Annotated in this window: 22 protein-coding genes and 1 pseudogene; 9 read left to right on the top strand and 14 right to left on the bottom strand. The window is 72.0% G+C overall.

The features are described from left to right. Window positions 1-418: 418 nt before the first annotated feature. Window positions 419-1,069 carry a DNA-3-methyladenine glycosylase gene (locus tag ACZ4SV_RS28905; protein WP_397941869.1) on the bottom strand — a complete coding sequence of 217 codons (651 nt, stop codon included), beginning with the start codon at window positions 1,067-1,069 and terminating at the stop codon, window positions 419-421. 100 nt (window positions 1,070-1,169) lie between these two features. Between ACZ4SV_RS28905 and ACZ4SV_RS28910 the strand changes: the two genes are divergently transcribed. From ACZ4SV_RS28910 to ACZ4SV_RS28920, 3 genes are all read left to right on the top strand, one after another. Further along, on the top strand, window positions 1,170-1,952 hold the full coding sequence (locus ACZ4SV_RS28910; RefSeq protein WP_468007681.1) for a sporulation protein: 783 nt from the start codon (window positions 1,170-1,172) through the stop codon (window positions 1,950-1,952). A gap of 42 nt (window positions 1,953-1,994) precedes the next feature. Further along, complete coding sequence (locus ACZ4SV_RS28915) at window positions 1,995-2,534, top strand: YbhB/YbcL family Raf kinase inhibitor-like protein (RefSeq protein WP_365881982.1); 540 nt, start codon at window positions 1,995-1,997, stop codon at window positions 2,532-2,534. A gap of 168 nt (window positions 2,535-2,702) precedes the next feature. After that, window positions 2,703-3,209: an HNH endonuclease gene (locus tag ACZ4SV_RS28920; protein WP_365881980.1), complete on the top strand. Its 507-nt coding sequence runs from the start codon at window positions 2,703-2,705 to the stop codon at window positions 3,207-3,209. A gap of 109 nt (window positions 3,210-3,318) precedes the next feature. Here ACZ4SV_RS28920 and ACZ4SV_RS28925 read toward each other — a convergent pair whose 3' ends face one another. From ACZ4SV_RS28925 to ACZ4SV_RS28935, 3 genes and pseudogenes are all read right to left on the bottom strand, one after another. Continuing rightward, a complete protein-coding gene (locus ACZ4SV_RS28925) occupies window positions 3,319-4,287 on the bottom strand; it encodes an SPFH domain-containing protein (protein ID WP_365881978.1) in 969 nt (322 codons plus the stop codon). A 122-nt stretch (window positions 4,288-4,409) separates the two neighbouring features. Next, window positions 4,410-4,838, bottom strand: a complete 429-nt coding sequence (locus ACZ4SV_RS28930; RefSeq protein ID WP_365881976.1) for an NfeD family protein — start codon at window positions 4,836-4,838, stop codon at window positions 4,410-4,412. 325 nt (window positions 4,839-5,163) lie between these two features. Beyond that, window positions 5,164-5,814, bottom strand: a pseudogene (locus tag ACZ4SV_RS28935) (ABC transporter ATP-binding protein); the annotation flags it as partial. Window positions 5,815-5,843: 29 nt separating this feature from the next. On the opposite strand from ACZ4SV_RS28935, the gene ACZ4SV_RS28940 reads away from it, so the two are divergent. Next, complete coding sequence (locus tag ACZ4SV_RS28940; protein ID WP_468007684.1) at window positions 5,844-6,674, top strand: hypothetical protein; 831 nt, start codon at window positions 5,844-5,846, stop codon at window positions 6,672-6,674. 104 nt (window positions 6,675-6,778) lie between these two features. On the opposite strand, the gene ACZ4SV_RS28945 is transcribed toward ACZ4SV_RS28940, so the two are convergent. Beyond that, the gene (locus ACZ4SV_RS28945; protein ID WP_365942028.1) at window positions 6,779-7,420 is read right to left on the bottom strand and encodes a response regulator transcription factor; all 642 of its coding nucleotides are present in this window, start codon (window positions 7,418-7,420) and stop codon (window positions 6,779-6,781) included. Beyond that, window positions 7,413-8,558 carry a GAF domain-containing sensor histidine kinase gene (locus tag ACZ4SV_RS28950; protein WP_365881969.1) on the bottom strand — a complete coding sequence of 382 codons (1,146 nt, stop codon included), beginning with the start codon at window positions 8,556-8,558 and terminating at the stop codon, window positions 7,413-7,415. The genes ACZ4SV_RS28945 and ACZ4SV_RS28950 overlap by 8 nt, the downstream gene beginning before the upstream one ends. A 457-nt stretch (window positions 8,559-9,015) precedes the next feature. Here ACZ4SV_RS28950 and ACZ4SV_RS28955 point away from each other — a divergent pair, with 457 nt between their 5' ends. After that, window positions 9,016-9,753, top strand: a complete 738-nt coding sequence (locus ACZ4SV_RS28955; protein WP_365881967.1) for a transglycosylase SLT domain-containing protein — start codon at window positions 9,016-9,018, stop codon at window positions 9,751-9,753. A gap of 111 nt (window positions 9,754-9,864) precedes the next feature. Here the strand turns inward: ACZ4SV_RS28955 and ACZ4SV_RS28960 are convergent, their stop codons facing one another. Further along, complete coding sequence (locus ACZ4SV_RS28960) at window positions 9,865-12,576, bottom strand: FHA domain-containing protein (RefSeq protein WP_468007688.1); 2,712 nt, start codon at window positions 12,574-12,576, stop codon at window positions 9,865-9,867. Between the two features lie 211 nt (window positions 12,577-12,787). On the opposite strand from ACZ4SV_RS28960, the gene serB reads away from it, so the two are divergent. Beyond that, entirely contained in the window at window positions 12,788-14,011 is a 1,224-nt protein-coding gene (serB, locus tag ACZ4SV_RS28965) for a phosphoserine phosphatase SerB (RefSeq protein WP_365878264.1), read from the top strand. A 222-nt stretch (window positions 14,012-14,233) separates the two neighbouring features. Here the strand turns inward: serB and ACZ4SV_RS28970 are convergent, their stop codons facing one another. From ACZ4SV_RS28970 to ACZ4SV_RS28985, 4 genes are all read right to left on the bottom strand, one after another. After that, window positions 14,234-14,752, bottom strand: coding sequence for a SixA phosphatase family protein (locus tag ACZ4SV_RS28970; protein ID WP_365878266.1), 519 nt, complete (start codon window positions 14,750-14,752; stop codon window positions 14,234-14,236). A 78-nt stretch (window positions 14,753-14,830) separates the two neighbouring features. Continuing rightward, complete coding sequence (locus tag ACZ4SV_RS28975) at window positions 14,831-15,037, bottom strand: hypothetical protein (protein WP_468007690.1); 207 nt, start codon at window positions 15,035-15,037, stop codon at window positions 14,831-14,833. A 182-nt stretch (window positions 15,038-15,219) separates the two neighbouring features. Further along, complete coding sequence (locus ACZ4SV_RS28980; RefSeq protein ID WP_364863007.1) at window positions 15,220-15,339, bottom strand: SGM_5486 family transporter-associated protein; 120 nt, start codon at window positions 15,337-15,339, stop codon at window positions 15,220-15,222. A gap of 57 nt (window positions 15,340-15,396) precedes the next feature. Then, window positions 15,397-16,725, bottom strand: coding sequence for a CynX/NimT family MFS transporter (locus ACZ4SV_RS28985; protein WP_468007692.1), 1,329 nt, complete (start codon window positions 16,723-16,725; stop codon window positions 15,397-15,399). 70 nt (window positions 16,726-16,795) lie between these two features. On the opposite strand from ACZ4SV_RS28985, the gene ACZ4SV_RS28990 reads away from it, so the two are divergent. Further along, complete coding sequence (locus tag ACZ4SV_RS28990; protein WP_365878272.1) at window positions 16,796-17,488, top strand: FadR/GntR family transcriptional regulator; 693 nt, start codon at window positions 16,796-16,798, stop codon at window positions 17,486-17,488. Here the strand turns inward: ACZ4SV_RS28990 and ACZ4SV_RS28995 are convergent. From ACZ4SV_RS28995 to fabG, 3 genes are all read right to left on the bottom strand, one after another. Further along, window positions 17,466-17,816 (bottom strand): hypothetical protein, encoded by a 351-nt coding sequence (locus ACZ4SV_RS28995; RefSeq protein ID WP_365878274.1) that lies wholly within the window; start codon window positions 17,814-17,816, stop codon window positions 17,466-17,468. The two genes, ACZ4SV_RS28990 and ACZ4SV_RS28995, sit on opposite strands and share 23 nt — an antisense overlap. A gap of 315 nt (window positions 17,817-18,131) precedes the next feature. Continuing rightward, a complete protein-coding gene (gene fabI, locus ACZ4SV_RS29000; protein WP_365878275.1) occupies window positions 18,132-18,899 on the bottom strand; it encodes an enoyl-ACP reductase FabI in 768 nt (255 codons plus the stop codon). Between the two features lie 5 nt (window positions 18,900-18,904). Then, on the bottom strand, window positions 18,905-19,609 hold the full coding sequence (gene fabG, locus ACZ4SV_RS29005; RefSeq protein ID WP_365878277.1) for a 3-oxoacyl-[acyl-carrier-protein] reductase: 705 nt from the start codon (window positions 19,607-19,609) through the stop codon (window positions 18,905-18,907). Window positions 19,610-19,847: 238 nt separating this feature from the next. On the opposite strand from fabG, the gene ACZ4SV_RS29010 reads away from it, so the two are divergent. Continuing rightward, on the top strand, window positions 19,848-21,371 hold the full coding sequence (locus ACZ4SV_RS29010; RefSeq protein WP_468007696.1) for a TldD/PmbA family protein: 1,524 nt from the start codon (window positions 19,848-19,850) through the stop codon (window positions 21,369-21,371). Then, window positions 21,368-22,762 carry a metallopeptidase TldD-related protein gene (locus ACZ4SV_RS29015; RefSeq protein WP_397941855.1) on the top strand — a complete coding sequence of 465 codons (1,395 nt, stop codon included), beginning with the start codon at window positions 21,368-21,370 and terminating at the stop codon, window positions 22,760-22,762. The genes ACZ4SV_RS29010 and ACZ4SV_RS29015 overlap by 4 nt, the downstream gene beginning before the upstream one ends. Window positions 22,763-22,796 lie beyond the last annotated feature (34 nt).

Genomic DNA, 22,796 nt, shown 5'->3' on the forward strand with positions numbered 1-22,796 from the left:
ACTGCTCCGGTAGACGGGGTATCAACATATCTGGCGTTGACTTTTGGCACGCTGTTGAGTTCTCAAGGAACGGTCGCTTCCTTTGTACTCACCCTCTCGGGCTTTCCTCCGGGCTGCTTCCCTTCGGTCTTGCGTTTCCGACTCTATCAGATCTTTTCTCGATCCGATTCCCTGTCGGCGGGATTTTCTTGGGGCTTTCGGCTTTCGCCGCCCGCCCTTTCGACATTCACTACTTTAGCGGATTCCCCCGGAGACTCATAATCGAGTCCCGCGGGTTCGAATTCGGGCGCGCGGACGCGCCAGAAACGACCCCGTCGAGGGGCTGGAGCCAAGGTAGTGGGTTGGCCGCTCCGGCTGCAGGCTAAAGCCGTACCCGGTTCAGCGGCTCGGGCCACATTACGCACCTCGCCGACCCGAGTCAACCCCGGCGGCGCCTCGGCACGTGCGCGCGGTAGGGACTGACGGTCGGGTCGTCGGCCACCCAGTAGCGCCACGGGTGCAGGTCGCCGTTCCCGCCCTCGCCGGCGACACCGGTCCGGGGACCGCTGCGCACCTGGTCGGAGGGGACCGGCGTGCCGGTCAGCATCCGCATCGGCGTCTCGCCCAAGGCGCACGCGTCCGTGCCGTCCAGTGCCCGGTCGACGCCCAGTGCCGTGGCCAGCCGGGCGGGACCTTTGGCCAGTTCCTTGTCGTTGCGGGCCGAAAGCCGTCGCTGCCGGGCCAGCTCGGCGCCCTCCACCACCTCGCCCGCGCGCAGCAGCACGGCGCTCGCCCGGCCCTCGGGTCCGCAGACCAGGTTCATGCAGTGCCACATGCCGTAGGTGAAGTAGACGTACACGTGTCCGGGCGGGCCGAACATGACCGCGTTGCGCGCGGTGCAGCCGCGGTAGGCGTGCGAGCCGGGGTCGTTCTGCCCGTCGTAGGCCTCCACCTCGGTGAGGCGGACGGCGATCGGGCCGTCGGGTGTCGTCCGGACCAGGATGCGGCCGAGGAGATCGGGAGCGACCTCCAGCACCGGGCGGTCGAAGAAGCTGCGGGGCAGTGGCGTACGGTCCGGAGGCGCGATCATGCCCTCCGAGGGTAGCCCAGGCGGCGTACCGGGCCGGTGGAACCGGTCACGGGCGGATCGCGTTCGTACGGGTCGACGGTTCATTCGTAGAGGGAGTGTCATGGCGTTCAAGAAGCTGCTCGCGAGCCTCGGGGCCGGCGGGGCGTCGGTCGAGACGGTGCTGACCGAGGACAACGTCGTGCCGGGCGGTGTGGTCCAGGGTGAGGTGCGGATCCAGGGCGGGTCGGTGAACCAGGCCATCGAGGGGCTGTCCGTCGGTCTGCAGGCCAAGGTCGAGGTGGAGAGCGGCGACCAGGAGTACAAGCAGGACATCGAGTTCACGAAGGTGCGGCTGGGCGGTGCCTTCGAACTCCAGGCGGGTGCCGTGCACGCGGTGCCGTTCGGGCTGGAGATCCCGTGGGAGACGCCGGTCACCATGATCGACGGGCAGGCGCTGCGCGGGATGCACATCGGTGTGACCACCGAGCTGGCGATCGCGCGGGCGGTGGACTCGGGCGACCTGGACCCGGTCAACGTGCACCCGCTGCCGGCGCAGAAGGCCGTGCTGGACGCCTTCATCCAGCTGGGCTTCCGCTTCAAGAACGCGGACATGGAGCGCGGCCACATCCGGGGGACGCGGCAGCGGCTCCCCTTCTACCAGGAGATCGAGTTCTTCCCGCCGGCGCAGTACCGGGGTCTGAACCAGGTCGAGCTGAGCTTCGTGGCGGACGAGCACGCGATGGACGTCGTCCTGGAGATGGACAAGAAGCCGGGCCTGTTCAGCGAGGGCTCGGACACCTACCGGTCCTTCCAGGTGGGTCTGAACGACTGGCAGGGGACCGACTGGGCGGCCTACCTCAACCAGTGGCTGTCCGAGGTCGGCAGCAAGCGCAACTGGTTCTAGGCTCGGTACCCGCTGTTGCAGATCCGATCAGGAGGTACCGAGGTGACCGAGCAGAAGCGGCGGCCGCTCCCCCATGACTTCCATCCGCCCGTGCCGTCGTTCACGGTGACGAGCGAGGACGTCCAGGAGGGCGCGACGCTCAAAAGCGCCCAGGTGCAGGCCGAGGGCAACACCTCGCCGCAGCTGCGCTGGGAGGGCTTCCCGGCGGAGACCAAGAGCTTCGCCGTGACCTGCTACGACCCGGACGCGCCCACCGGGAGCGGGTTCTGGCACTGGGTCCTGTTCGACATCCCCGCCTCGGTGACCGAGCTGCCGGCGGGTGCGGGCGGCGGTGCGTTCGCGGGGCTGCCCGAGGGCGCCGTGCACGCGCGCAACGACTACGGCACGAAGGACTTCGGCGGCGCCGCCCCGCCGCCCGGTGACGGCCCGCACCGGTACGTCTTCACGGTGTACGCGGTGGACCAGGAGAAGCTGGGTCCGGACGCGGACGCCTCGCCGGCCGTCGTCGGCTTCAACCTGCGGTTCCACACGATCGCCCGCGCCCAGCTGATCGGTGAGTACGAGAACCCCGCCGAGGACTGACCACGGCGGCCCGGCGCGGCCGGGGGTTCACCGAGGTTTTGCCCGCCTCCGGTCTTGGAAGTGACCGGAGGCGGGCAGTTTTTATTGCGTTGTCCATCTCGGCGTGCCCGTCCAGAGTTGACCGAAGCCCGCCGGGGGGCGGGCAGGCGCACACGGGAGGTGGGCTGGATGCGTGACACGTTGGTCCTGAACGCGAGTTTCGAACCGCTGTCGACGGTGACCCTGAACCGAGCCGTGGTCCTGGTGCTGCAGGACAAGGCCGTGGTCGAGCAGACCCATCCCGAACTGCGTATGCGCGGTGCCGAGGTGGACATACCCGCGCCCCGGGTGATCCGGCTGTGCCGGTACGTACGGGTGCCGTTCCGAAGACAAGCGCCGTGGTCGCGGCGCGGGGTGCTGGTGCGGGACCGGCACCGGTGCGCGTACTGCGGGCGCCGGGCGACGACCGTGGACCACGTCGTGCCGCGGTCGCGGGGCGGGCAGGACACCTGGCTGAACACGGTGGCCGCCTGCGCGGAGGACAACCACCGCAAGGCGGACCGGACTCCCCAGGAGGCGGGGATGGCTCTGCTGCGGGAGCCGTTCGAGCCCACGCCCGCCGATGCGATGCTGCTCGCGCTGGGACGGGAGGACTTCGCCGCGCTCCCCGGGTGGCTCGCCCGGGACGCGGCATAACGCGGCGTAACACGCGCTGCCGGGTTCCTCCGGGGGTGCGGCCGTGGGCCGTTGGGGGCCGCTCGCGCGGTCGCCCGCACCCCCCGGCGGGGGCGCGGGCGGCCGGGCTTCAGTCGATGCGCGGCTTCTCCCGGCGTTCCGTGCCGCCGTTGTTGCCGTTGTCGGGGCCGCCGTTGTTGCCGTTGTTGCCGGAACCTCCGCCCAGGGAACCGAAGTTGCCCATGGCGCCGGACAGGCCCTTGAGGGCGTCGCCGATCTCGCTGGGGACGATCCAGAGCTTGTTGGCGTCGCCCTCGGCGATCTTGGGGAGCATCTGGAGGTACTGGTAGGAGAGCAGCTTCTGGTCCGGGTCGCCGGCGTGGATGGCCTCGAAGACCGTACGGACGGCCTGGGCCTCGCCCTCGGCACGCAGCGCGGCCGCCTTGGCCTCGCCTTCGGCGCGCAGGATCTGGGACTGCTTCTCGCCCTCGGCGCGCAGGATCTCGGACTGCCGGACGCCTTCGGCCTGGAGGATCGTGGCGCGCTTGTCCCGGTCGGCTCGCATCTGCTTCTCCATCGAGTCCTGGATGGAGGTGGGCGGCTCGATGGCCTTCAGCTCGACGCGGTTGACGCGGATGCCCCACTTGCCGGTGGCCTCGTCCAGGACACCGCGCAGGGCCGCGTTGATCTCCTCGCGGGAGGTCAGGGTCCGTTCGAGGTCCATGCCGCCGATGATGTTGCGCAGGGTGGTGACGGTGAGCTGCTCGATCGCCTGGATGTAGCTGGCGACCTCGTAGGTGGCGGCCCGGGCGTCGGTGACCTGGTAGTAGATGACCGTGTCGATGTTCACGACCAGGTTGTCCTGGGTGATCACCGGCTGCGGCGGGAACGGTACGACCTGTTCCCGCAGGTCGATGCGGTTGCGGATGGTGTCGATGAACGGGACCACGATGTTGAGGCCCGCGTTCAGTGTCCGTGTGTAGCGGCCGAAACGCTCGACGATGGCCGCGCTCGCCTGTGGGATCACTTGGATCGTCTTGATCAGGGCGATGAAGACCAACACCACCAGGATGACCAAGACGATGATGACCGGTTCCATCGTCGTTCCCCGTACCCTTCTCCGCTTCGGCGCCTTCGGCAGATCTCATGAGTGTCGAAGATCTTGCTGGTCGAGTCTGACAGACCGTCGCGCAACACGTGAGCTGTTCCGGGCCAGTTGTCTCACAGGACGATCGCGGTGGCCCCTTCGATCTCTACGACGTCCACCTCCTGGCCCACCTCGTAGGCGCGGCCGGTGTCGAGGGCGCGGGCCGACCAGATCTCCCCGGCCAGCTTGATCCGGCCGCCGGATCCGTCGACGCGTTCCAGTACGACGGCCTGTCTGCCCTTCAATGCCTCGATGCCGGTGGCGAATTGGGGGCGCTGCCGGCCGTGCCGGGCCGCGATGGGCCGGACGACGGCGATGAGGGCGACGGAGACGACGACGAACGCGAGGACCTGGATGACCGCGTCGAAGCCGAGGGCGGAGACGACCGCCGCCGCGACGGCTCCCACCGCGAGCATGCCGAACTCCGGCATCGCGGTGACCACGAGCGGAATTCCGAGCGCCGCCGCGCCGACGAGCCACCACACCCATGCGTCGATGTCCACATGGTCATGGTAGGGCCGTGGCCGGGCGGCGGACAGGGCGCGCGGGCGGGGCGCGGGGTCAGGACAGGGGCAGGCCCTGGGCGGTCCAGCGGTCGCCGATCTGCTCGACGACGAGCGGCAGGCCGAAGCAGAGGGAGAGGTTGCGGCTGGTCAGCTCCAGCTCGACGGGTCCGGCGGCGAGGACCTTGCCCTGGCGGATCATGAGGACGTGGGAGAAGCCGGGGGCGATCTCCTCGACGTGGTGCGTGACCATGATCATGGAGGGGGCGATGGGGTCGCGGGCGAGGCGGCCGAGGCGGCGGACGAGGTCCTCGCGGCCGCCGAGGTCGAGGCCGGCGGCGGGCTCGTCCAGCAGGAGCAGCTCGGGGTCGGTCATCAGGGCGCGGGCGATCAGGGTGCGCTTGCGCTCGCCCTCGGAGAGGGTGCCGAACCTGCGGTCCAGGTAGTCGCTCATGCCGAGGCGGTCGAGGAAGGCGCGGGCGCGCTGCTCGTCGACGTCCTCGTACTCCTCCTGCCAGCCGGCGGTCATGCCGTAGGCGGCGGTGAGGACGGTCTGCAGGACGGTCTGGCGCTTGGGCAGCTTGTCGGCCATCGCCATGCCGGCCATGCCGATGCGGGGGCGCAGCTCGAAGACGTCGGTGCCGGGCTTGCCGAGGGTCTCGCCGAGGATGGTGGCGGTGCCCTTGCTGGGGTAGAGGTAGCTGGAGGCGACGTTCAGAAGGGTGGTCTTGCCGGCGCCGTTGGGACCGAGGATGACCCAGCGCTCGCCCTCCTTCACCGACCAGGAGACCTGGTCCACCAGAGCCCGGCCCTCGCGGACCACGGATACGTCCTGAAGCTCCAGAACATCGCTCATGAGCGCGTTGTCTCCCCTTGCAGTGTGGCCGGTCTCGGCTGTCGTACGCCTGTGGCTCGGGTCCGCCGCGCCGGTGGGCGCAGCCCTTATGAAATCTACGCCACGAGTGCCGCGCTCCATTCCATCGGTCCGGTCCTTAGGGTGGGGGCATGCTCTCGGAACCGCGTTCAGGACGCCTTGCCGCTTGGGGAAACGCCCTTTTGGCCGGACTTGTCTCTCCGGACGACGCCGTGCTCGCCATCGTGGACGGGGACGCGGTGCACCGGGTGGAGGGGCTGCCCGGCGAGACCGCGCCGGTCGGGCTGACGCTCGCGCTGGGGCGGCTGCGCACGCTCGGGGTGACCGGGCTGCGGGTGGCGCTGCCCGCGCCGGGTCATCCGCTGGGGCTGAGCGGTCCGCCGGAGTTCAACGCGCGGGCGCTGGAGGCCGGGGAGGCGGTGGTCTGTCACGGTGCCGCGTTCGGGCTGGTGCCCGAGGTGTACGAGGCCGGGCCCGAGGGTGATGTGCACGCCGAGGTGGTCTGGCGGGTGCTGCCGGTGCGCGAGGCGCCGCCGGCCGACGTGCCGTCGCTGGGCGAGGCCGAGCGGGAGCTGGCGGAGGCGCTGCGCGAGGCGACCGAGGTGCTGTCGAAGCTGGACGTGGCCGCGTCGGGGCCGGTGGCGGAGGCGGCGATCGAGGCGTACCGGGCGCGGGCCGGGGCGGTGCGCGGCGGCTCCCCTGGAGGCGGCCGGGTGGCGGACGGGCGGCCGGAGGTGCTGGCGCCGGGCTATCCGCCGCGCGCGGTGCGGGTGTGGGAGCTGGCGCGGCGGGTGCGGCTGCTGGTGTCGCTGGCGCAGGGCACCGGGCACGGGGGCGCGGTCAGCTCCGCGGAGATGGCGGCGCGGGCCGAGGCGCTCAGGCCGGTGGAGCGGACGGCCCGGCGGGCGCAGGTGGCGGCGTACAACGCGTATGTGGAGGAGCGGGAGCGCGGGGTGCGCTGACCGCGCGCCCCGGACGGGTGGCCGGCCGGGCGGTCTCCCGGTGGGACCGGGAGACCCGGGACCGGCGCGCGGCCTGGGCCGGCCCCGCCGGGTGACCGGGCGGCTCAGCCGGCCGCGCCGTGGCGTACGGCCCACAGGGCGGCCTGGGTGCGGTCGGCGAGGTCGAGCTTCATCAGGATGTTGGAGACGTGCGTCTTGACGGTCTTCTCGGACAGGACGAGGGCGCGGGCTATCTCGCGGTTGGAGCGGCCGTCCGCGATCAGGCCGAGCACCTCGCGCTCCCGCTCGGTGAGCGAGCCTCCCCGGCCCTGGCCGCCGCCCGTCTCCTCCTGGGAGAGCAGGACGTCGGCGACCTCCGGCTGGAGCAGGACGTGGCCGGCGTGCACGGAGCGGATGGCGCCGGCGAGGGCGTCGGGGTCCACGTCCTTGTAGACGTACCCGGCGGCGCCGGCGCGCAGGGCCGGGACGACCGTGCGCTGCTCGGTGAAGCTGGTGACGATCAGCACGCGCGCCCGGTTGCCGAGTTCGCGCAGTCTGCGCAGCGCGTCGATGCCGTCCATGCCCGGCATCTTGACGTCCATGAGGACGACGTCGGGCCGCAGCTCCTCGGCGCGGGCGACGCCCTCGGCGCCGTCGGCGGCCTCGCCGACGACCTCGATGTCGTCCTGCACCTCCAGGAAGGTGCGCAGGCCCCGGCGGACCACCTGGTGGTCGTCGACCAGCAGTACCTTGACGGGTTCAGCCACCGGGGACCTCCATCTCGATCGTGGTGCCCTTGCCGGGCGCCGACTCCACGCTCAGCGCGCCGCCGACCCCGCTCGCCCGGTCCCGCATCGAGACCAGGCCGAGGTGGCGCCCGGCGCGGCGGACGGCCGTGGGGTCGAAGCCGCGGCCGTCGTCGGTGACACGCAGGACGGCGCCGCCGCCGCGCCGCTCCACGCTCACCCCGACCCGGGCCGCCCCGGAGTGCCGCAGCGCGTTGTGCAGGGCTTCCTGGGCGACCCGGAGCAGGGCCTCCTCCTGGGCGGCGGGCAGGGCGCGGAAGCCGTTGCTGGTGAAGGTGACGCGGGCGGTGTGGGCGCGGTCCAGGACCCGTATCTGGGTGCGCAGGGTGGCGAGCAGGCCGTCCTCGTCCAGCGCGGCGGGCCGCAGCTCGACGACGGCGGCGCGCAGCTCGTCGGCGGCCTCGGCGGCGAGCGTGGCGACCTGGTGCAGTTCGTCCTTGGCGCGGGCGGGGTCGCGGTCGACGAGCGCGGCCGCCGCCTGGGCGGTCAGGCGCAGGGAGAACAGCTTCTGGCTGACCGCGTCGTGCAGCTCGTGGGCGAGGCGGGAGCGTTCCTCGGCGATGGTCAGCTCGCGGCTGCGCTCGTAGAGCCGGGCGTTGGTGAGGGCGATGGCGGCGTGCTGGGCGAGGATGGCGAGCAGTTCCTCGTCGTCCTGGGTGAAGCCGCAGCCGCCCTCCGGTCTGGCGCAGCGCTTGTTGGCGAGGAACAGGGCCCCGATGACCTCCTCGCCGTCCCTGATCGGCAGGCCCAGGAAGTCGGCCAGTTCGGGGTGGGCGGCCGGCCAGCCGCCGAAGCGGGGGTCCTCGCGCACGTCGGCGAGGCGCTGGGTCTTCGCCTCGTGCAGCATCGCGGCGAGGATGCCGTGCTGGCGCGGGAGCGGGCCGATGGCACGCCACTGCTCCTCGTCGACGCCGTCCACGACGAACTGCGCGAAGCCTCCGTGGTCGTCGGGGACGCCGAGCGCGGCGTACCGCGCGTCGAGCAGTTCGCGGGCGGAGGCGACGATCGTCTTCAGGACGTCGCGCACCTCCAGATGCCTGCTCATGGCCAGCAGCGCGGAGCTCACCGCGGCGAGGCCGGACCGGGGGCCGTGACTCATGTCCTCACGGTACCGGCGGGGTCCGGCACCCCGGATCGGTCCGCCGCCCGCCGGGCCCGGTCCGCTGGTCCTGGTCCGCACGGCGTAGGTCCGGCGCCGCCCCCTCCTGCGCACGGAGGAGAGGCCTCACACAGAGCTTTGCGACGGCAACACGCGGTGAGGTGGCGCGGTGGCCGGTGTGAGCCCGCCCATAGGGCCTGCATCACGTACGAAGGGGCTTAGGAGAACGACCCGTCCGCATGAACGGGATAGACGGTCCCGTCTGTCCTATTTTGCCCTTCCCTGATCCACTAAGCGGGATCGTACGTCACACCGTTGCCTGGGGATTTTGCGCCCGCTAAGAATTGCACCGTCGCTCAGCGCCGCGGACTCCCACCGCGGCGTTCGTGCGGGAGGAGCCGATTCCCCCGGCGGACGCGAGAGCGGCCTCCGCGCTATCCGAAGAGGTCCATCAGCCATGCCCAAGAACATCCTCAGCCGTGCTCACAGTCGCCCGCTGACCAAGCAGCACAAGCTGGCCGCCGTCGCCGGCGCCGCCGCCCTCGGCACCGCCGCCCTGGCCTTCTCGGCCGTCCCGGGCGGAGCCGGCACCGTCACCACCGGCGCCCCGGCCACCACCGCCCAGGTCGCCTCCGGCACGGCCCTGAAGAACGTCAAGGGCACGCTCACCGACCAGCTCGCCACCTCCAACGTCAAGCTGGACACCCTCGCGGCGCAGAAGAAGGCCGCCGACGCCGCCGTGGCCAAGAAGGCGGCCGACGCCGCCGCGGCCAAGGAGGCCGCCCAGGCCGCCACCCGCGAGCACGCCGCCACCCAGGCCGCCACCCGCTCCACGCAGCGCCTGCAGGTCCAGCCGGTCGCCGCGAAGACCTACGCCAACGGTCTCGACGGCTGGATCCGCCAGGCCCTGGACATCATGCAGGCCAAGGGCATCCCGGGCAGCTACAGCGGACTGCACCGCAACATCATGCGGGAGTCCTCCGGCAACCCGTACGCCATCAACAACTGGGACGTCAACGCCGTCAACGGCATCCCGTCCAAGGGCCTGCTCCAGGTGATCCCGCCGACCTTCACCGCGTACCACGTCTCCGGCACCTCCTGGAACATCTACGACCCGGTCGCCAACATCACCGCCGCCGCCAACTACGCGGCCCACCGGTACGGCTCGATCGACAACGTCAACAGCGCGTACTGAGGCCTGGCGCGGACCTCTGCGACGCGAACGCCGAAGGGCGGCACCCCGTGACGGGGCGCCGCCCTTCGGCGTCCTGCGGGCGCGGCGCGTGCGCGCGCACGGCGGTGCCGGCTACTTGCGCATGACCTCCGGCTCGTGGCGGCGCAGGAAGCGGGACACGAAGAAGCCGCAGGCCGCGCCGAGCGCGAGCAGCGCGACCATGTCCAGGCCCCAGGCCGAGGCGGCGTGGTCCCACAGCGGGTCGGTGCTGCCCGGGTCGTCGGTGTTCGGGGCGATGGCGTTGAAGTCCAGCGTGGTGCCGGCCGCGGCCACCGCCCAGCGCGACGGCATCAGGTACGAGAACTCGTTGACGCCGGGCGTGCCGTGCAGGGTGAACAGGCAGCCGGTGAAGACGACCTGGACGATCGCGAACATCACGAGCAGCGGCATGGTCTTCTCGGCGGTCTTCACCAGCGAGGAGATCACCAGGCCGACCATCATGGAGGTGAAGCCGAGCGCCATGACCGGCAGGCACAGCTCGATCAGCGTCGACCCGCCGAGCACCAGCCCCTTGCCGGGGATCTCGCGGCTGGCGAAGCCGATCAGGCCGACCAGCAGGCCCTGGAACATGGTGACGGCGCCGAGCACGACCACCTTGGACATCAGGTACGCCGAGCGGGACAGCCCGGTCGCGCGCTCCCGCTCGTAGATCACCCGCTCCTTGATCAGCTCGCGGACCGAGTTCGCGGCGCCCGCGAAGCACGCGCCGACGGCGAGGATCAGCAGGACGGTGGTGGCGGTGCCGTTCGGGACGGGCAGGCCGGTCTTGCGGTTGGGCGGGTTCGGCAGCAGACCGTGGTCGTGCTGGATCAGCAGGCTGACCGCGCCGATCACCGCCGGCAGCAGCACGGTGAGCGCCAGGAAGCCCTTGTCGGAGGCGATGACGGAGACATAGCGCCGGACCAGGGTCATCAGCTGCGAGCCCCAGCTCTGCGGCTTCGGCGGCTTCAGCGCCTGCGGCACCGGCATGGGCACGGCCTGGGGGGCGATGGCGTCGATCTCCGCCGCGTACATCTGGTAGTGCTGCGAGCCCTTCCAGCGGCCCGCCCAGTCGTAGTCGCGGTAGTTCTCGAACGCCGAGAAGACATCGGCCCAGCTGTCGTAGCCGAAGAAGTTCAGCGCCTCCTCCGGCGGGCCGAAGTAGGCGACCGCGCCGCCCGGCGCCATCACCAGCAGCTTGTCGCACAGCGCCAGCTCGGCTACCGAGTGGGTGACGACGAGGACCGTGCGGCCGTCGTCGGCGAGGCCGCGCAGCAGTTGCATGACGTCCCGGTCCATGCCCGGGTCGAGCCCGGAGGTCGGCTCGTCCAGGAAGATCAGCGACGGCTTGGTCAGCAGCTCCAGGGCGACCGACACGCGCTTGCGCTGGCCGCCGGAGAGCGAGGTGACCTTCTTGTCCTTGTGGATGTCCAGCTTCAGCTCGCGCAGCACCTCGTCGATGCGGGCGTCGCGCTCCTGCGCCGTGGTGTCGGCCGGGAAGCGCAGCTTGGCCGCGTACTTCAGGGCCTTCTTCACGGTCAGCTCGCGGTGCAGGATGTCGTCCTGCGGGACCAGACCGATGCGCTGGCGCAGCTCGGCGAACTGCTTGTACAGGTTCCGGTTGTCGTACAGCACCTCGCCCTGGTTGGCGGGCCGGTAGCCGGTGAGCGCCTTGAGCAGGGTCGACTTGCCGGATCCGGACGGGCCGATCACGGCGATCAGCGACTTCTCGGGTACGCCGAAGGAGACGTCCTTGAGGATCTGCTTGCCGCCGTCGACCGTGACGGTCAGATGGCGGGCCGAGAAGGAGACCTCACCGGTGTCGACGAACTCCTCGAGGCGGTCGCCGACGATCCGGAAGGCGGAGTGGCCGACGCCGACGATGTCGCTCGGGCCGAGCAGCGCTGAGCCGCCCTTCGCGATCGGCTGGCCGTTGACGTAGGTGCCGTTGTGCGAGCCAAGGTCACGGATCTCGAAGCGGCCGTCGGGCGTGGCGTGGAACTCGGCGTGCTGCCGGGAGACCTGGAGGTCGGAGACGACCAGGTCGTTCTCCAGGGCACGGCCGATGCGCATCACGCGGCCGAGCGCGAACTCGTGGAACGTGGTCGGGCTGCGGTCGCCGTAGACCGGCGGTGCCCCCGCGCCGTCGCCGGGCGTCTGCTGCGCGTACTGCCCGGCCGGACCGCCGTGCTGGTGCGCGAAGGCGGGCGGCTGCGCTTGCTGCGGCTGCGGCTGCGGGGCCTGGTGCCAGCCCGCCTGCGGGGCCGGCTGGGCCTGCGGAGCCTGGTGGGCCTGCGGGGCCTGGTGGTGCGCCGGGGCCTGGTGCGGAACGTGCTGCTGGGGCACGGCCTGCTGGTGCGCGGGGGCCTGGTGGGGCACGGCCTGCTGGTGGGCGGGGGCCTGCTCGGGTATGGCCTGCTGGGGCCAGCCGGCCGCACCGGCGTCCTGCGCCGCGTACGGCGCCTGCTGCGGGTGCTGGTCCGGTCCGCCGGCCGGTGCCGCGGCCGCCGACAGGTTCAGCCGCGGCCCGTCGGTCGCGTTGCCGAGGTGCAGCACCACGCCGGGGCCGATCTCCAGGTGCTGGATCCGCCGGCCCTGCGCGAACGTGCCGTTGGTGCTGCCGTGGTCCTCCACGACCCATCCGTGGCCGTTGAAGCTGACCGTGGCGTGCCGCCAGGAGACCCTGGCGTCGTCGAAGACGATGTCACCCTGCGGATCGCGGCCGAGGGTATAGGGCCTGGACGGGTCGAGCGTCCAGGTCCGTCCGTGTGATTCCAGTACGAGTTCCGGCACTCCATGCCCCACTGAGTTGTCCCCCGAATTGCCCCCGAAGCGGGGAGTCTAGGGATGTCGAACATCGTGGGGAACTATTTCAGGCTCCGCCCCCTGACAGAAACCCGGGCCTTGCCCGGCGTTACGGCACGCGCTCCGGACGGCGCCGCCGCCCCCCGGTCCGTGTCCGTCTGGCGGACCTCGGCGGCGGGAGGCACTGGGTGCCGGATACGGTGGTGACACCATGAGCGCTTCGCAGACCTCCGCTTCGCAGACCCCCGAGGTCCCCACCCTCCTCGTCAAGATCTTCGGCAAGGACCGGCCGGGCATCACGGCGGGTCTCTTCGACACCCTCGCCGCCTACCTCGTCGACGTGGTCGACATCGAGCAGGTCGTCACCCGGGGCCGGCTGGTGCTGTGCGCGCTGGTGACCCAGCCGCCGGCCGGTCTGGAGGGCCACCTGCGGTCCACCGTGCACAGTTGGGCCGAGTCGATGAAGATGCAGGCGGAGATCATCTCCGGGCACGGCGACAACCGTCCGCGCGGCCTCGGACGCTCCCTGGTGACCGTGCTGGGCCATCCGCTCACCGCCGAGTCGACGGCCGCGATCGCCTCGCGGATCGCTAAGGCCGGCGGCAACATCGACCGGATCTTCCGGCTCGCCAAGTACCCCGTGACCGCAGTCGAGTTCGCGGTGTCCGGCGTGGAGACCGAACCGCTGCGCACCGCCCTGGCCTCCGACGCCGCGGCACTGGGTGTCGACGTCGCCGTGGTCTCTGCGGGCCTGCACCGGCGCGCCCAGCGGCTGGTGGTCATGGACGTGGACTCGACCCTGATCCAGGACGAGGTCATCGAGCTGTTCGCGGCGCACGCCGGCTGCGAGGACCAGGTCGCCGAGGTGACGGCCGCGGCGATGCGCGGGGAGCTGGACTTCGAGCAGTCGCTGCACGCGCGTGTGAAGCTGCTGGAGGGGCTGGACGCGTCCGTGGTGGACAAGGTCCGCGAGCAGGTCCGGCTGACGCCGGGCGCGCGCACCCTGATCCGCACGCTGAAGCGGCTCGGCTACCAGGTGGGGGTCGTCTCCGGCGGCTTCACCCAGGTCACCGACGATCTGAAGGAGCGGCTGGGTCTGGACTTCGCGCAGGCCAACACGCTGGAGATCGTCGACGGCAGGCTGACCGGCCGGGTCACCGGCGAGATCGTGGACCGGGCGGGCAAGGCGCGGCTGCTGCGCCGGTTCGCCGCGGAGGCCGGGGTGCCGCTGTCGCAGACGGTGGCGATCGGTGACGGCGCCAACGACCTGGACATGCTGAACGCGGCGGGCCTGGGCGTGGCCTTCAACGCCAAGCCGGTGGTGCGGGAGGCGGCGCACACGGCGGTGAACTTCCCCTTCCTCGACACGGTCCTCTACCTCCTCGGCATCACCCGGGAAGAGGTGGAGGCCGCCGACACGCACGACGAGGGCTGAGCCGGACCAGACCGGGCCGGACCAGACCGGCCCGACCCGGACCAGACCGCGTACGGCCGGTCCCTTTCGCCAGCCTCGTCAGACCCGCGGCGCCCGTCAGACCCGCAGCGCCCGTCGCGCCCGCCCGTCGTGCCCGTGTGCCCGCAGCGCCCGGCTGCCGGGAGGGTCCGGCACCCGGTGAGGTGCCGGGCGCGCAGGCCGGCCGGCGGGCCGGGCCCGCGCTCACTCCGAGGGAGCCCAGTAGTCCGTGAGCGCGGCCACGCCGGGTTCGACGCCCTTCCAGGGGCCGTCGTGGGTCAGCAGGGCGAAGGCGGCGGCGGGGAAGCCCCGGCGGTTCATCCGTTCCCGCGCGTCCTTCTCGCCCGTGCCGGCCAGGATGTCGGCCAGGCCGTGCACGCCCGGGTTGTGGCCGATGAGGATCACGCTGCGGACCTCGTCGGGCAGCTCGTTGAGCACGGCGATCAGCTCACCGGGCGAGGCTTCGTAGATCCGCTCCTCGTAGACGGTCTTCGGCCGGTGGGCCAGCTCGTGGACGGCCAGCTTCCAGGTCTCACGGGTACGGGTCGCCGTGGAGCACAGGGCCAGGTCGAAGGCGAGGCCGGTGTCGGCCAGCCTGCGTCCGGCGACCGCGGCGTCCGCGCGGCCCCGCTCGGCGAGCGGGCGCTCATGGTCGGGGACCTCGGGCCAGTCGGCTTTCGCATGCCGGAAGAGGACGATCCTGCGGGGTTCTGCGACGCTCATGAGATCCAGCTTCGCATGAAAAAGACCGCCCGGCGCAGGGAGTTGACATGCGGATTCACCCCGCGGGGAACCCTGCCGTCAGCGCCCGAGGAACTGCTGGGCGCGCTCCAGCACCCGCGCGATCACCGGGGTGCCGCTCGCCGCCTGGGCGTCCGACGGGTTGCGTATCAGCGCGAGCAGCGCGACGAACGCGAGGACGGGCAGGGCCAGCGCCCACCAGGGCAGCCGGGCGGGGACGGCGCCCGTGGTCGCCGGAGGGAACCGGGGGTGGGTGCGGGCCGGCATGATCGCCTCCGTGAGTCTTCGAGCGGTCCGTGCCCGCCTGCCGCGGGCACACCTCGAAACTACGCGGCCCGGCGCCGCCAACCCATCCGGATTCCCACCCAGTTGACCCTGAGCCTGGCCCCCTAGGGGACAGGGGGGTCAGCCCCACCATCCGCCCGGAGGGACCCGGCCGGGGGCCGCCGTCACGGGGAGGCGAGGGTCGCCACGATGGCGATGATCACGAAGATGGCGAGGAACGAGCCGAAGACGATCAGCATCTTCTTCTGGCCGTTCTGCGGGTTCGGGTCGAGCACAGGCTGCATGCGCCCAGTGTCGCACTTCGGTCCGGTACGGCGGCGCCGGGGGCACCGCCGTACGGGTCAGCGTGTCGCCTCGTCCTCGACCGTGCGGTCGCGGCCGGCCACGAAGCCCACCACCATCTGCGGCACCATCAGCGCCGCCATCAGGGCGATCGGCAGACCCCAGCCGCCGCTCTGCTGGTAGAGCACGCCGACCAGCAGCGGGCCGGGGATGGAGATCAGATAGCCGGTGCTCTGCGCGAACGCGGACAGCTGGGCCACGCCCGGACCGCTGCGGGCCCGCATGCCGACCATGGTCAGGGCGAGCGGGAAGGCGCAGTTGGAGACGCCGAGCAGCACGGCCCAGGCCCAGGAGCCGCCGGCCGGCGCGAGATACAGCCCGGCGTATCCGGCGAGCCCGCAGGCGCCCAGCACCAGGACGATCGGCCCCTGGTGCGGCAGGCGCGTGGCGACGCGCGGGATGACGAAGGCCAGCGGCACGCCCATCACCATGGTGACGGCGAGCAGCACGCCCGCGGTCCCTGCCGGGACGCCGGCGTCGCGGAAGATCTGCGGCATCCAGCCCATCGTGATGTAGGCGGCCGTGGCCTGGAGGCCGAAGAAGACGGCGAGCGCCCAGGCGGTGCGGCTGCGGGTCATGCGCAGCGGGGCCTGCCGGGTTTCGGCGCCGGGCGCCGGCTCCAGCGGCCGGGGCTCGGCGGGGCCGCGGTCCCGCAGCAGCGGCAGCCAGGGCAGCACGGCGGCGGCGGCGATGGTCGCCCACACGGCGAGGCCGGACTGCCAGCTCCCGCCGAGGGCGTCGGTGAGCGGGACGGTCACCGCGGCGGCGAGGGAGGTGCCGGCGGCGAGGGCCATCGAGTACAGGCCGGTCATGGAGCCGACCCGGTCGGGGAACCAGCGCTTGACGATGACCGGCATCAGGACGTTGCTGACGGCGATGCCCATCAGCGCCAGCGCGCTGGCGGCCACGAATCCGGCCGTGCTGCCGACGTACGGCCGGATGACCAGGCCGGCGGCGATGGCGGCCATGCCGGCGCACACCACGGCGGACGGTCCGAAGCGGCGGGCCAGGCGGGGCGCGGTGACGCCGAAGACGGCGAAGCACAGCGGGGGCACGGAGGTGAGCAGCCCGGCCACGCTACCGCTCATGCCGAGCCCGTCGCGGACCTCCTCCAGGAGGGCGCCGAGGCTCGTGATGGCCGGGCGGAGGTTCAGCGCGGAGAGCACGATGCCGACGACGACCAGGCGCGCGGCCCACGCGCGCGTGCGGCCCGCGCCGGGGGCCGTCTCGGGGGTGCTCGCCGCGGGGGCCGTACCGCGTTCGGTCGGTTTCATCGCCGTACGGGTCTCCACTGTCCGGGTTTCCTCACTAGCCATGAGACCCATCATAGAATCATAGGATGATTCCCTGTCCATTCCCGGAGCGTCCGTGCCCGCTCCTCCCGTGCGAAGGTGTGCCATGCCCTTGAGCCACCCGCGCCGTTCGGCGCTGTCCGAGCAGGTCATCGCCGCACTGCGCAACCAGATCACCTCCGGCGAGTGGCCGGTCGGCGCGCGCATCCCGACCGAACCGGAACTGGTCGAGCAGCTCGGCGTCGCCCGCAACACCGTCCGCGAGGCCGTCCGCGCGCTGGCGCACAACGGGCTGCTGGACATCCGCCAGGGCTCGGGCACGTACGTCGTGGCCACCAGCGAGCTGGCCGGCGTGATGCACCGCCGCTTCGCCGAGGCCGACCCGCGGCACATCGCCGAGCTGCGCTCCACGCTGGAGTCGGCCGCGGCGAAGCTGGCCGCCGAGCGGCGCACCGGCAGGGACCTCAAGCAGTTGGAGGCGCTGCTGACCCGGCGCGAGCATGCCTGGGAGACGGGCGACACGGAGGCCTTCGTGACCGCCGACGCCACCTTCCACCTGGCCGTGGTCGCCGCGTCCCACAACGACGTGATGACGGCGATGTACGCCGACCTCGGCGAGGTGCTGCGGGACTGGCTGCGCGCGGACGTCGGGGCGGAGCTGACCCCGGAGACCCACATGGACCACCGGCGCCTGGTGGACGCGATCCGCGCGGGCGACACGGAGGCGGCGGCCGCGGAGGCCGCCAGCTACCCGTTCCTGTGCAATCCGGGCCGGTTCACCGCGCCTTCTGGTGGCTGATCCAGACGGAGCGGACCTCCTTCCAGCACCGGCCGGTGAGCCGTACGGTCAGGGCCGGCCAGGTGTCCACCGGGGCGCTGTCGGTGTCGATGTCCCACCAGCGGGCGCACTCGATGTGCAGCCGCACCCGGTCGATGTCCACATAGGGGTTGTGGCAGTAGGCGACCACACGGGAGCCGCGCACGTCCGTGCGGCAGGAGGCGCCGAACCGGCTCGGTGCGGACGGCTCGCCGTGCCTCCCGCGCGCGTGGGGCAGCGCGTCGTAGGGCAGCGACAGGACGAGGGCCAGGGCCACGGTCACCGGGGCCAGGCTGCGGGACAGGCGCACAAGGGGACCTCCTCGGCCGGGCTGCGGAGGGACGTGCGGGACGCCGTAGAGGGCGTGCGGGACGCCGTAATCCAGGGTGCGCCGCCGGTCCGGGGGCGGCCCGGCCGGTGAGCCGAACGGGTGAAGTCCGCGCCGGGCCCGCCGGAAGGGTGATGCCCCGCTCCCCGGCACACGCCGGACACCTCGCGGCTCGCGCACGCAGACGCCCCGCTGCTCCCCCCGCCCACGCCGACGCCCCGCGGCTCGGCCGCACATGCCAGACGCCCCGCTCCCCGCACGCGCGGGAAGACGGGGCGTCGGTGTGGCCCTGGAGGCTCAGGCGCCGATGGCGTGCAGACCGCCGTCGACGTGGATGATCTCGCCCGTGGTCTTCGGGAACCAGTCGCTCAGCAGGGCGACGACACCGCGGCCGGCCGGCTCCGGGTCCTTCAGGTCCCACTCCAGCGGCGCGCGGCTGTCCCAGACGGACGCCAGCTCCGCGAAGCCCGGGATGGACTTGGCGGCCATGGAGCCGATCGGACCCGCCGAGATGAGGTTGCAGCGGATGTTCTGCTTGCCCAGGTCACGCGCCATGTAGCGGCTGGTGGCCTCCAGGGCCGCCTTGGCCGGGCCCATCCAGTCGTACTGCGGCCAGGCGTACTGCGCGTCGAAGGTGAGGCCGACGACCGAGCCGCCGTTCTGCATCAGCGGCAGGCAGGCCGTGGTGAGCGACTTCAGCGAGAACGCCGAGACGTGCATGGCGGTGGCCACCGACTCGAACGGCGTGTTCAGGAAGTTGCCGCCGAGCGCGTCCTGCGGCGCGAAGCCGATGGAGTGGACGATGCCGTCGAGGCCGCCCAGCTCCTCGCCGACCACGTCGGCCAGGCGCCCGAGGTGCTCGTCGTTCGTCACGTCCAGCTCGATGACCTTGGCGGGCTTCGGCAGCTTCTTGGCGATGCGCTCGGTCAGCGTGGGCCGCGGGAACGCGGTCAGGATGATCTCGGCGCCCTGCTCCTGGGCCAGCTTGGCGACGTGGAAGGCGATGGAGGACTCCATCAGCACACCCGTGACCAGGATGCGCTTGCCCTCGAGAATTCCGCTCATGGTGATCAGTGACCCATTCCCAGTCCGCCGTCAACCGGGATGACGGCTCCAGTGATGTACGAGGCGTCGTCCGACGCGAGGAAGCGCACCGCCGCGGCGATCTCCTCCGGCTGCGCGTACCGGCCGAGCGGCACCTGCGACACGATGCCCTGGCGCTGCTCGTCGCTGAGCACCTTGGTCATGTCGGTGTCGACGAAGCCGGGCGCGACGACGTTGAAGGTGATGTTGCGCGAGCCCAGCTCCCGGGCGAGGGAGCGCGCGAAGCCCACCAGGGCGGCCTTGGAGGCGGCGTAGTTCGCCTGCCCCGCCGAGCCGAGCAGGCCGACCACGGAGGAGATCAGGACGACCCGGCCCTTCTTGGCGCGCAGCATGCCGCGGTTGGCGCGCTTGACGACCCGGAAGGTGCCGGTGAGGTTGGTGTCGACGACCGAGGTGAAGTCCTCCTCGGACATGCGCATCAGGAGCTGGTCCTTGGTGACGCCGGCGTTGGCGACCAGCACCTCGACCGGACCGTGCTGGTCCTCGATCTCCTTGTAGGCCTGCTCCACCTGCTCCCGGTCGGTGATGTCGCACTTGACGGCCAGGAAGCCGGCCGGCGGTTCACCCGAGCGGTACGTGATCGCGACCTTGTCGCCGGCGTCGGCGAAAGCGCGGGCGATGGCGAGGCCGATGCCCCGGTTGCCTCCGGTGACGAGAACCGAGCGGCTCAACGGATCACCCTTTCGATAGCGGTCTTACACATCCGCCCGGACCCTGAACGACAGGCGGCTTCAGCGAAAACCTATCGGTACCGCCACGCACGCGGAGAAGCGGGCACCGACAGTGGCGTGCGGGTGTCACTGTCGGGTCCCTACAGAACGGGGCCGTCCCGGAGCCAAACGTGTGGTCCGCCGGCCCGCTCACGCGACATGATCGGACCCGACAGGCCACGACAGCAGGGAGACCTCCGTGCCTCATTCCATCGACGAAGCCTTCACGGCGCTTCCCCTACGGGCCCTCGCCGACGCCGCGCTCGCCCGCGCGCGGGCGCTGGGCGCCGAGCACGCGGACTTCCGGTTCGAGCGGGTGCGCAGCGCGTCCTGGCGGCTGCGGGACGCGCGGCCCGCCGGATCGTCGGACACCACCGACCTGGGGTACGCGGTGCGGGTCGTGCACGGTGGCACGTGGGGCTTCGCCTCCGGTGTGGACCTGACCATGGACGCCGCCGCCCGGGTCGCCTCGCAGGCGGTGGCCATGGCCAAGCTGTCCGCGCAGGTCATCAAGGCCGCCGGCGCGGACGAGAAGGTGGAGCTGGCCGACGAGCCGGTGCACGCCGACAAGACGTGGATCTCGTCGTACGAGACGGACCCGTTCTCGGTGCCGGACGAGGAGAAGTCCGCGCTGCTCGCCGAGTGGAGCGGCCGGCTGCTGGCCGCGCCGGGCGTCGACCACGTGGACGCCTCGCTGCTCACCGTGCACGAGAACAAGTTCTACGCGGACACCGCCGGCACGGTGACCACCCAGCAGCGGGTACGGCTGCACCCGCAGCTGACGGCCGTCTCCGTCGACGCGTCGAGCGGCGAGTTCGACTCCATGCGCACCCTCGCGCCGCCGGCGGGGCGCGGCTGGGAGTACCTGACCGGGGCCGGCTGGGACTGGGACGCCGAGCTGGAGCGCATCCCGGAGCTGCTCGCCGAGAAGATGCGGGCGCCGAGCGTGGAGCCTGGCCTGTACGACCTGGTGGTCGACCCGTCCAACCTGTGGCTGACCATCCACGAGTCCATCGGCCACGCCACCGAGCTGGACCGCGCCCTCGGCTACGAGGCCGCCTACGCCGGCACCTCCTTCGCCACCTTCGACCAGCTCGGCACGCTGCGGTACGGCTCGGAGCTGATGAACGTCACGGGTGACCGCACCGCCGAGCACGGCCTGGCGACCGTCGGCTACGACGACGAGGGCGTCGCGGCGCAGTCCTGGGACCTGGTGAAGGACGGCACGCTGGTCGGCTACCAGCTGGACCGGCGGATCGCGCGGCTGACCGGGTTCGAGCGCTCCAACGGGTGCGCGTACGCCGACTCGCCCGCCCATGTGCCGGTGCAGCGCATGGCCAACGTCTCCTTGCGGCCCGATCCCGCCGGGCTGTCCACGGAGGATCTGATCGGCGGCGTCGACCGGGGCATCTACGTCGTCGGCGACCGGTCCTGGTCGATCGACATGCAGCGGTACAACTTCCAGTTCACCGGCCAGCGCTTCTTCCGGATCGAGAACGGGCGGCTCACCGGACAGCTGAAGGACGTCGCCTACCAGGCCACGACCACCGACTTCTGGGGTTCCATGGCCGCCGTCGGCGGTCCGCAGACCTATGTCCTCGGCGGCGCCTTCAACTGCGGCAAGGCCCAGCCGGGCCAGGTCGCCGCGGTGTCCCACGGATGCCCGTCGGCCCTCTTCAAGGGCGTCAACATCCTCAACACCACGCAGGAGGCCGGCCGATGAGCGCCCGTACCCGCAAGCCGCACGAGATCGTCGAGCAGGCGCTGGCGCTGTCCCGCGCCGACGGCTGCGTCGTCATCGCCGACGAGCACTCCACCGCCAACCTGCGCTGGGCGGGCAACGCGCTCACCACCAACGGCGTGACGCGCGGCCGTACCCTCACCGTGATCGCGACGGTGGACGGTGCGCGGGGCACCGCCTCCGGTGTCGTGTCCCGCTCCGCGGTCACCGACGGGGAGCTGGAGCCGCTGGTGCGGGCCGCCGAGGCCGCCGCGCGCGGCGCCGGGCCCGCGGAGGACGCGCAGCCGCTGGTCGGCGGTGTGCCGGAGTCCCCCGACTTCACGGACGCGCCCGCCGAGACCTCCTCCGCGGTCTTCGCCGACTTCGCGCCGGCGCTCGGCGAGGCGTTCGCCCGCGCGCGTGCGGGCGGCCGGGAACTGTACGGTTTCGCCAATCACGAGCTGGTGTCGACGTACCTGGGGACGTCCACCGGGCTGCGGCTGCGGCACGACCAGCCCACCGGCACGCTGGAGCTGAACGCCAAGTCGCCGGACCGCTCCCGTTCGGCGTGGGCCGGCCGCTCCACCCGGGACTTCAAGGACGTCGACCCGGGCGCGCTCGACGCGGAGCTGGCCGTACGGCTCGGCTGGGCCGAGCGGCGCGTGGAGCTGCCGGCGGGCCGGTACGAGACGCTGCTGCCGCCGACCGCGGTCGCGGACCTGCTGATCTACCAGCTCTGGTCGGCCTCCGGGCGGGACGCGGCCGAGGGGCGGACGGTGTTCTCCAAGCCGGGCGGCGGCACCCGGCTCGGCGAGAAGCTCTCCGCGCTGCCGCTGACCCTGCGCAGCGACCCGGACGAGCCGGGGCTCCAGTGCCCGCCCTTCGTGATCGCCCACTCCTCCGGCGGCGACGAGTCCGTGTTCGACAACGGGCTGCCCGCGCCGGCGGCCGAGTGGATCGGGCAGGGCACGCTGAAGCACCTGACGACGACCCGGCACAGCGCGGCCCTGACCGGACTCCCGGTCGCCCCCGCGCCCGGCAACCTGATCCTGGACGGCGGAGGCGACCGCTCCCTGGAGGAGATGGTCGCGGACACCGCGCGCGGGCTGCTGCTGACCTGCCTGTGGTACATCCGCGAGGTCGACCCGGCGACCCTGCTGCTGACCGGCCTCACCCGGGACGGCGTCTACCTCGTGGAGAACGGCGAGGTGACCGGGCAGGTGAACAACTTCCGGTTCAACGAGTCGCCGGTGGACCTGCTGGGCCGGGCCACCGAGGCGGGGCGGACGGAGCAGACGCTGCCGCGCGAGTGGAGCGACTGGTTCACCCGGGCCGCGATGCCCGCGCTGCGCGTCCCCGATTTCAACATGAGCTCTGTCAGCCAGGGCGTATAACCTCGTAGGCGTTCGTGGTCGGGTGTCACCCGGC

It is taken from the genome of Streptomyces sp. NPDC027672 (assembly GCF_055566335.1).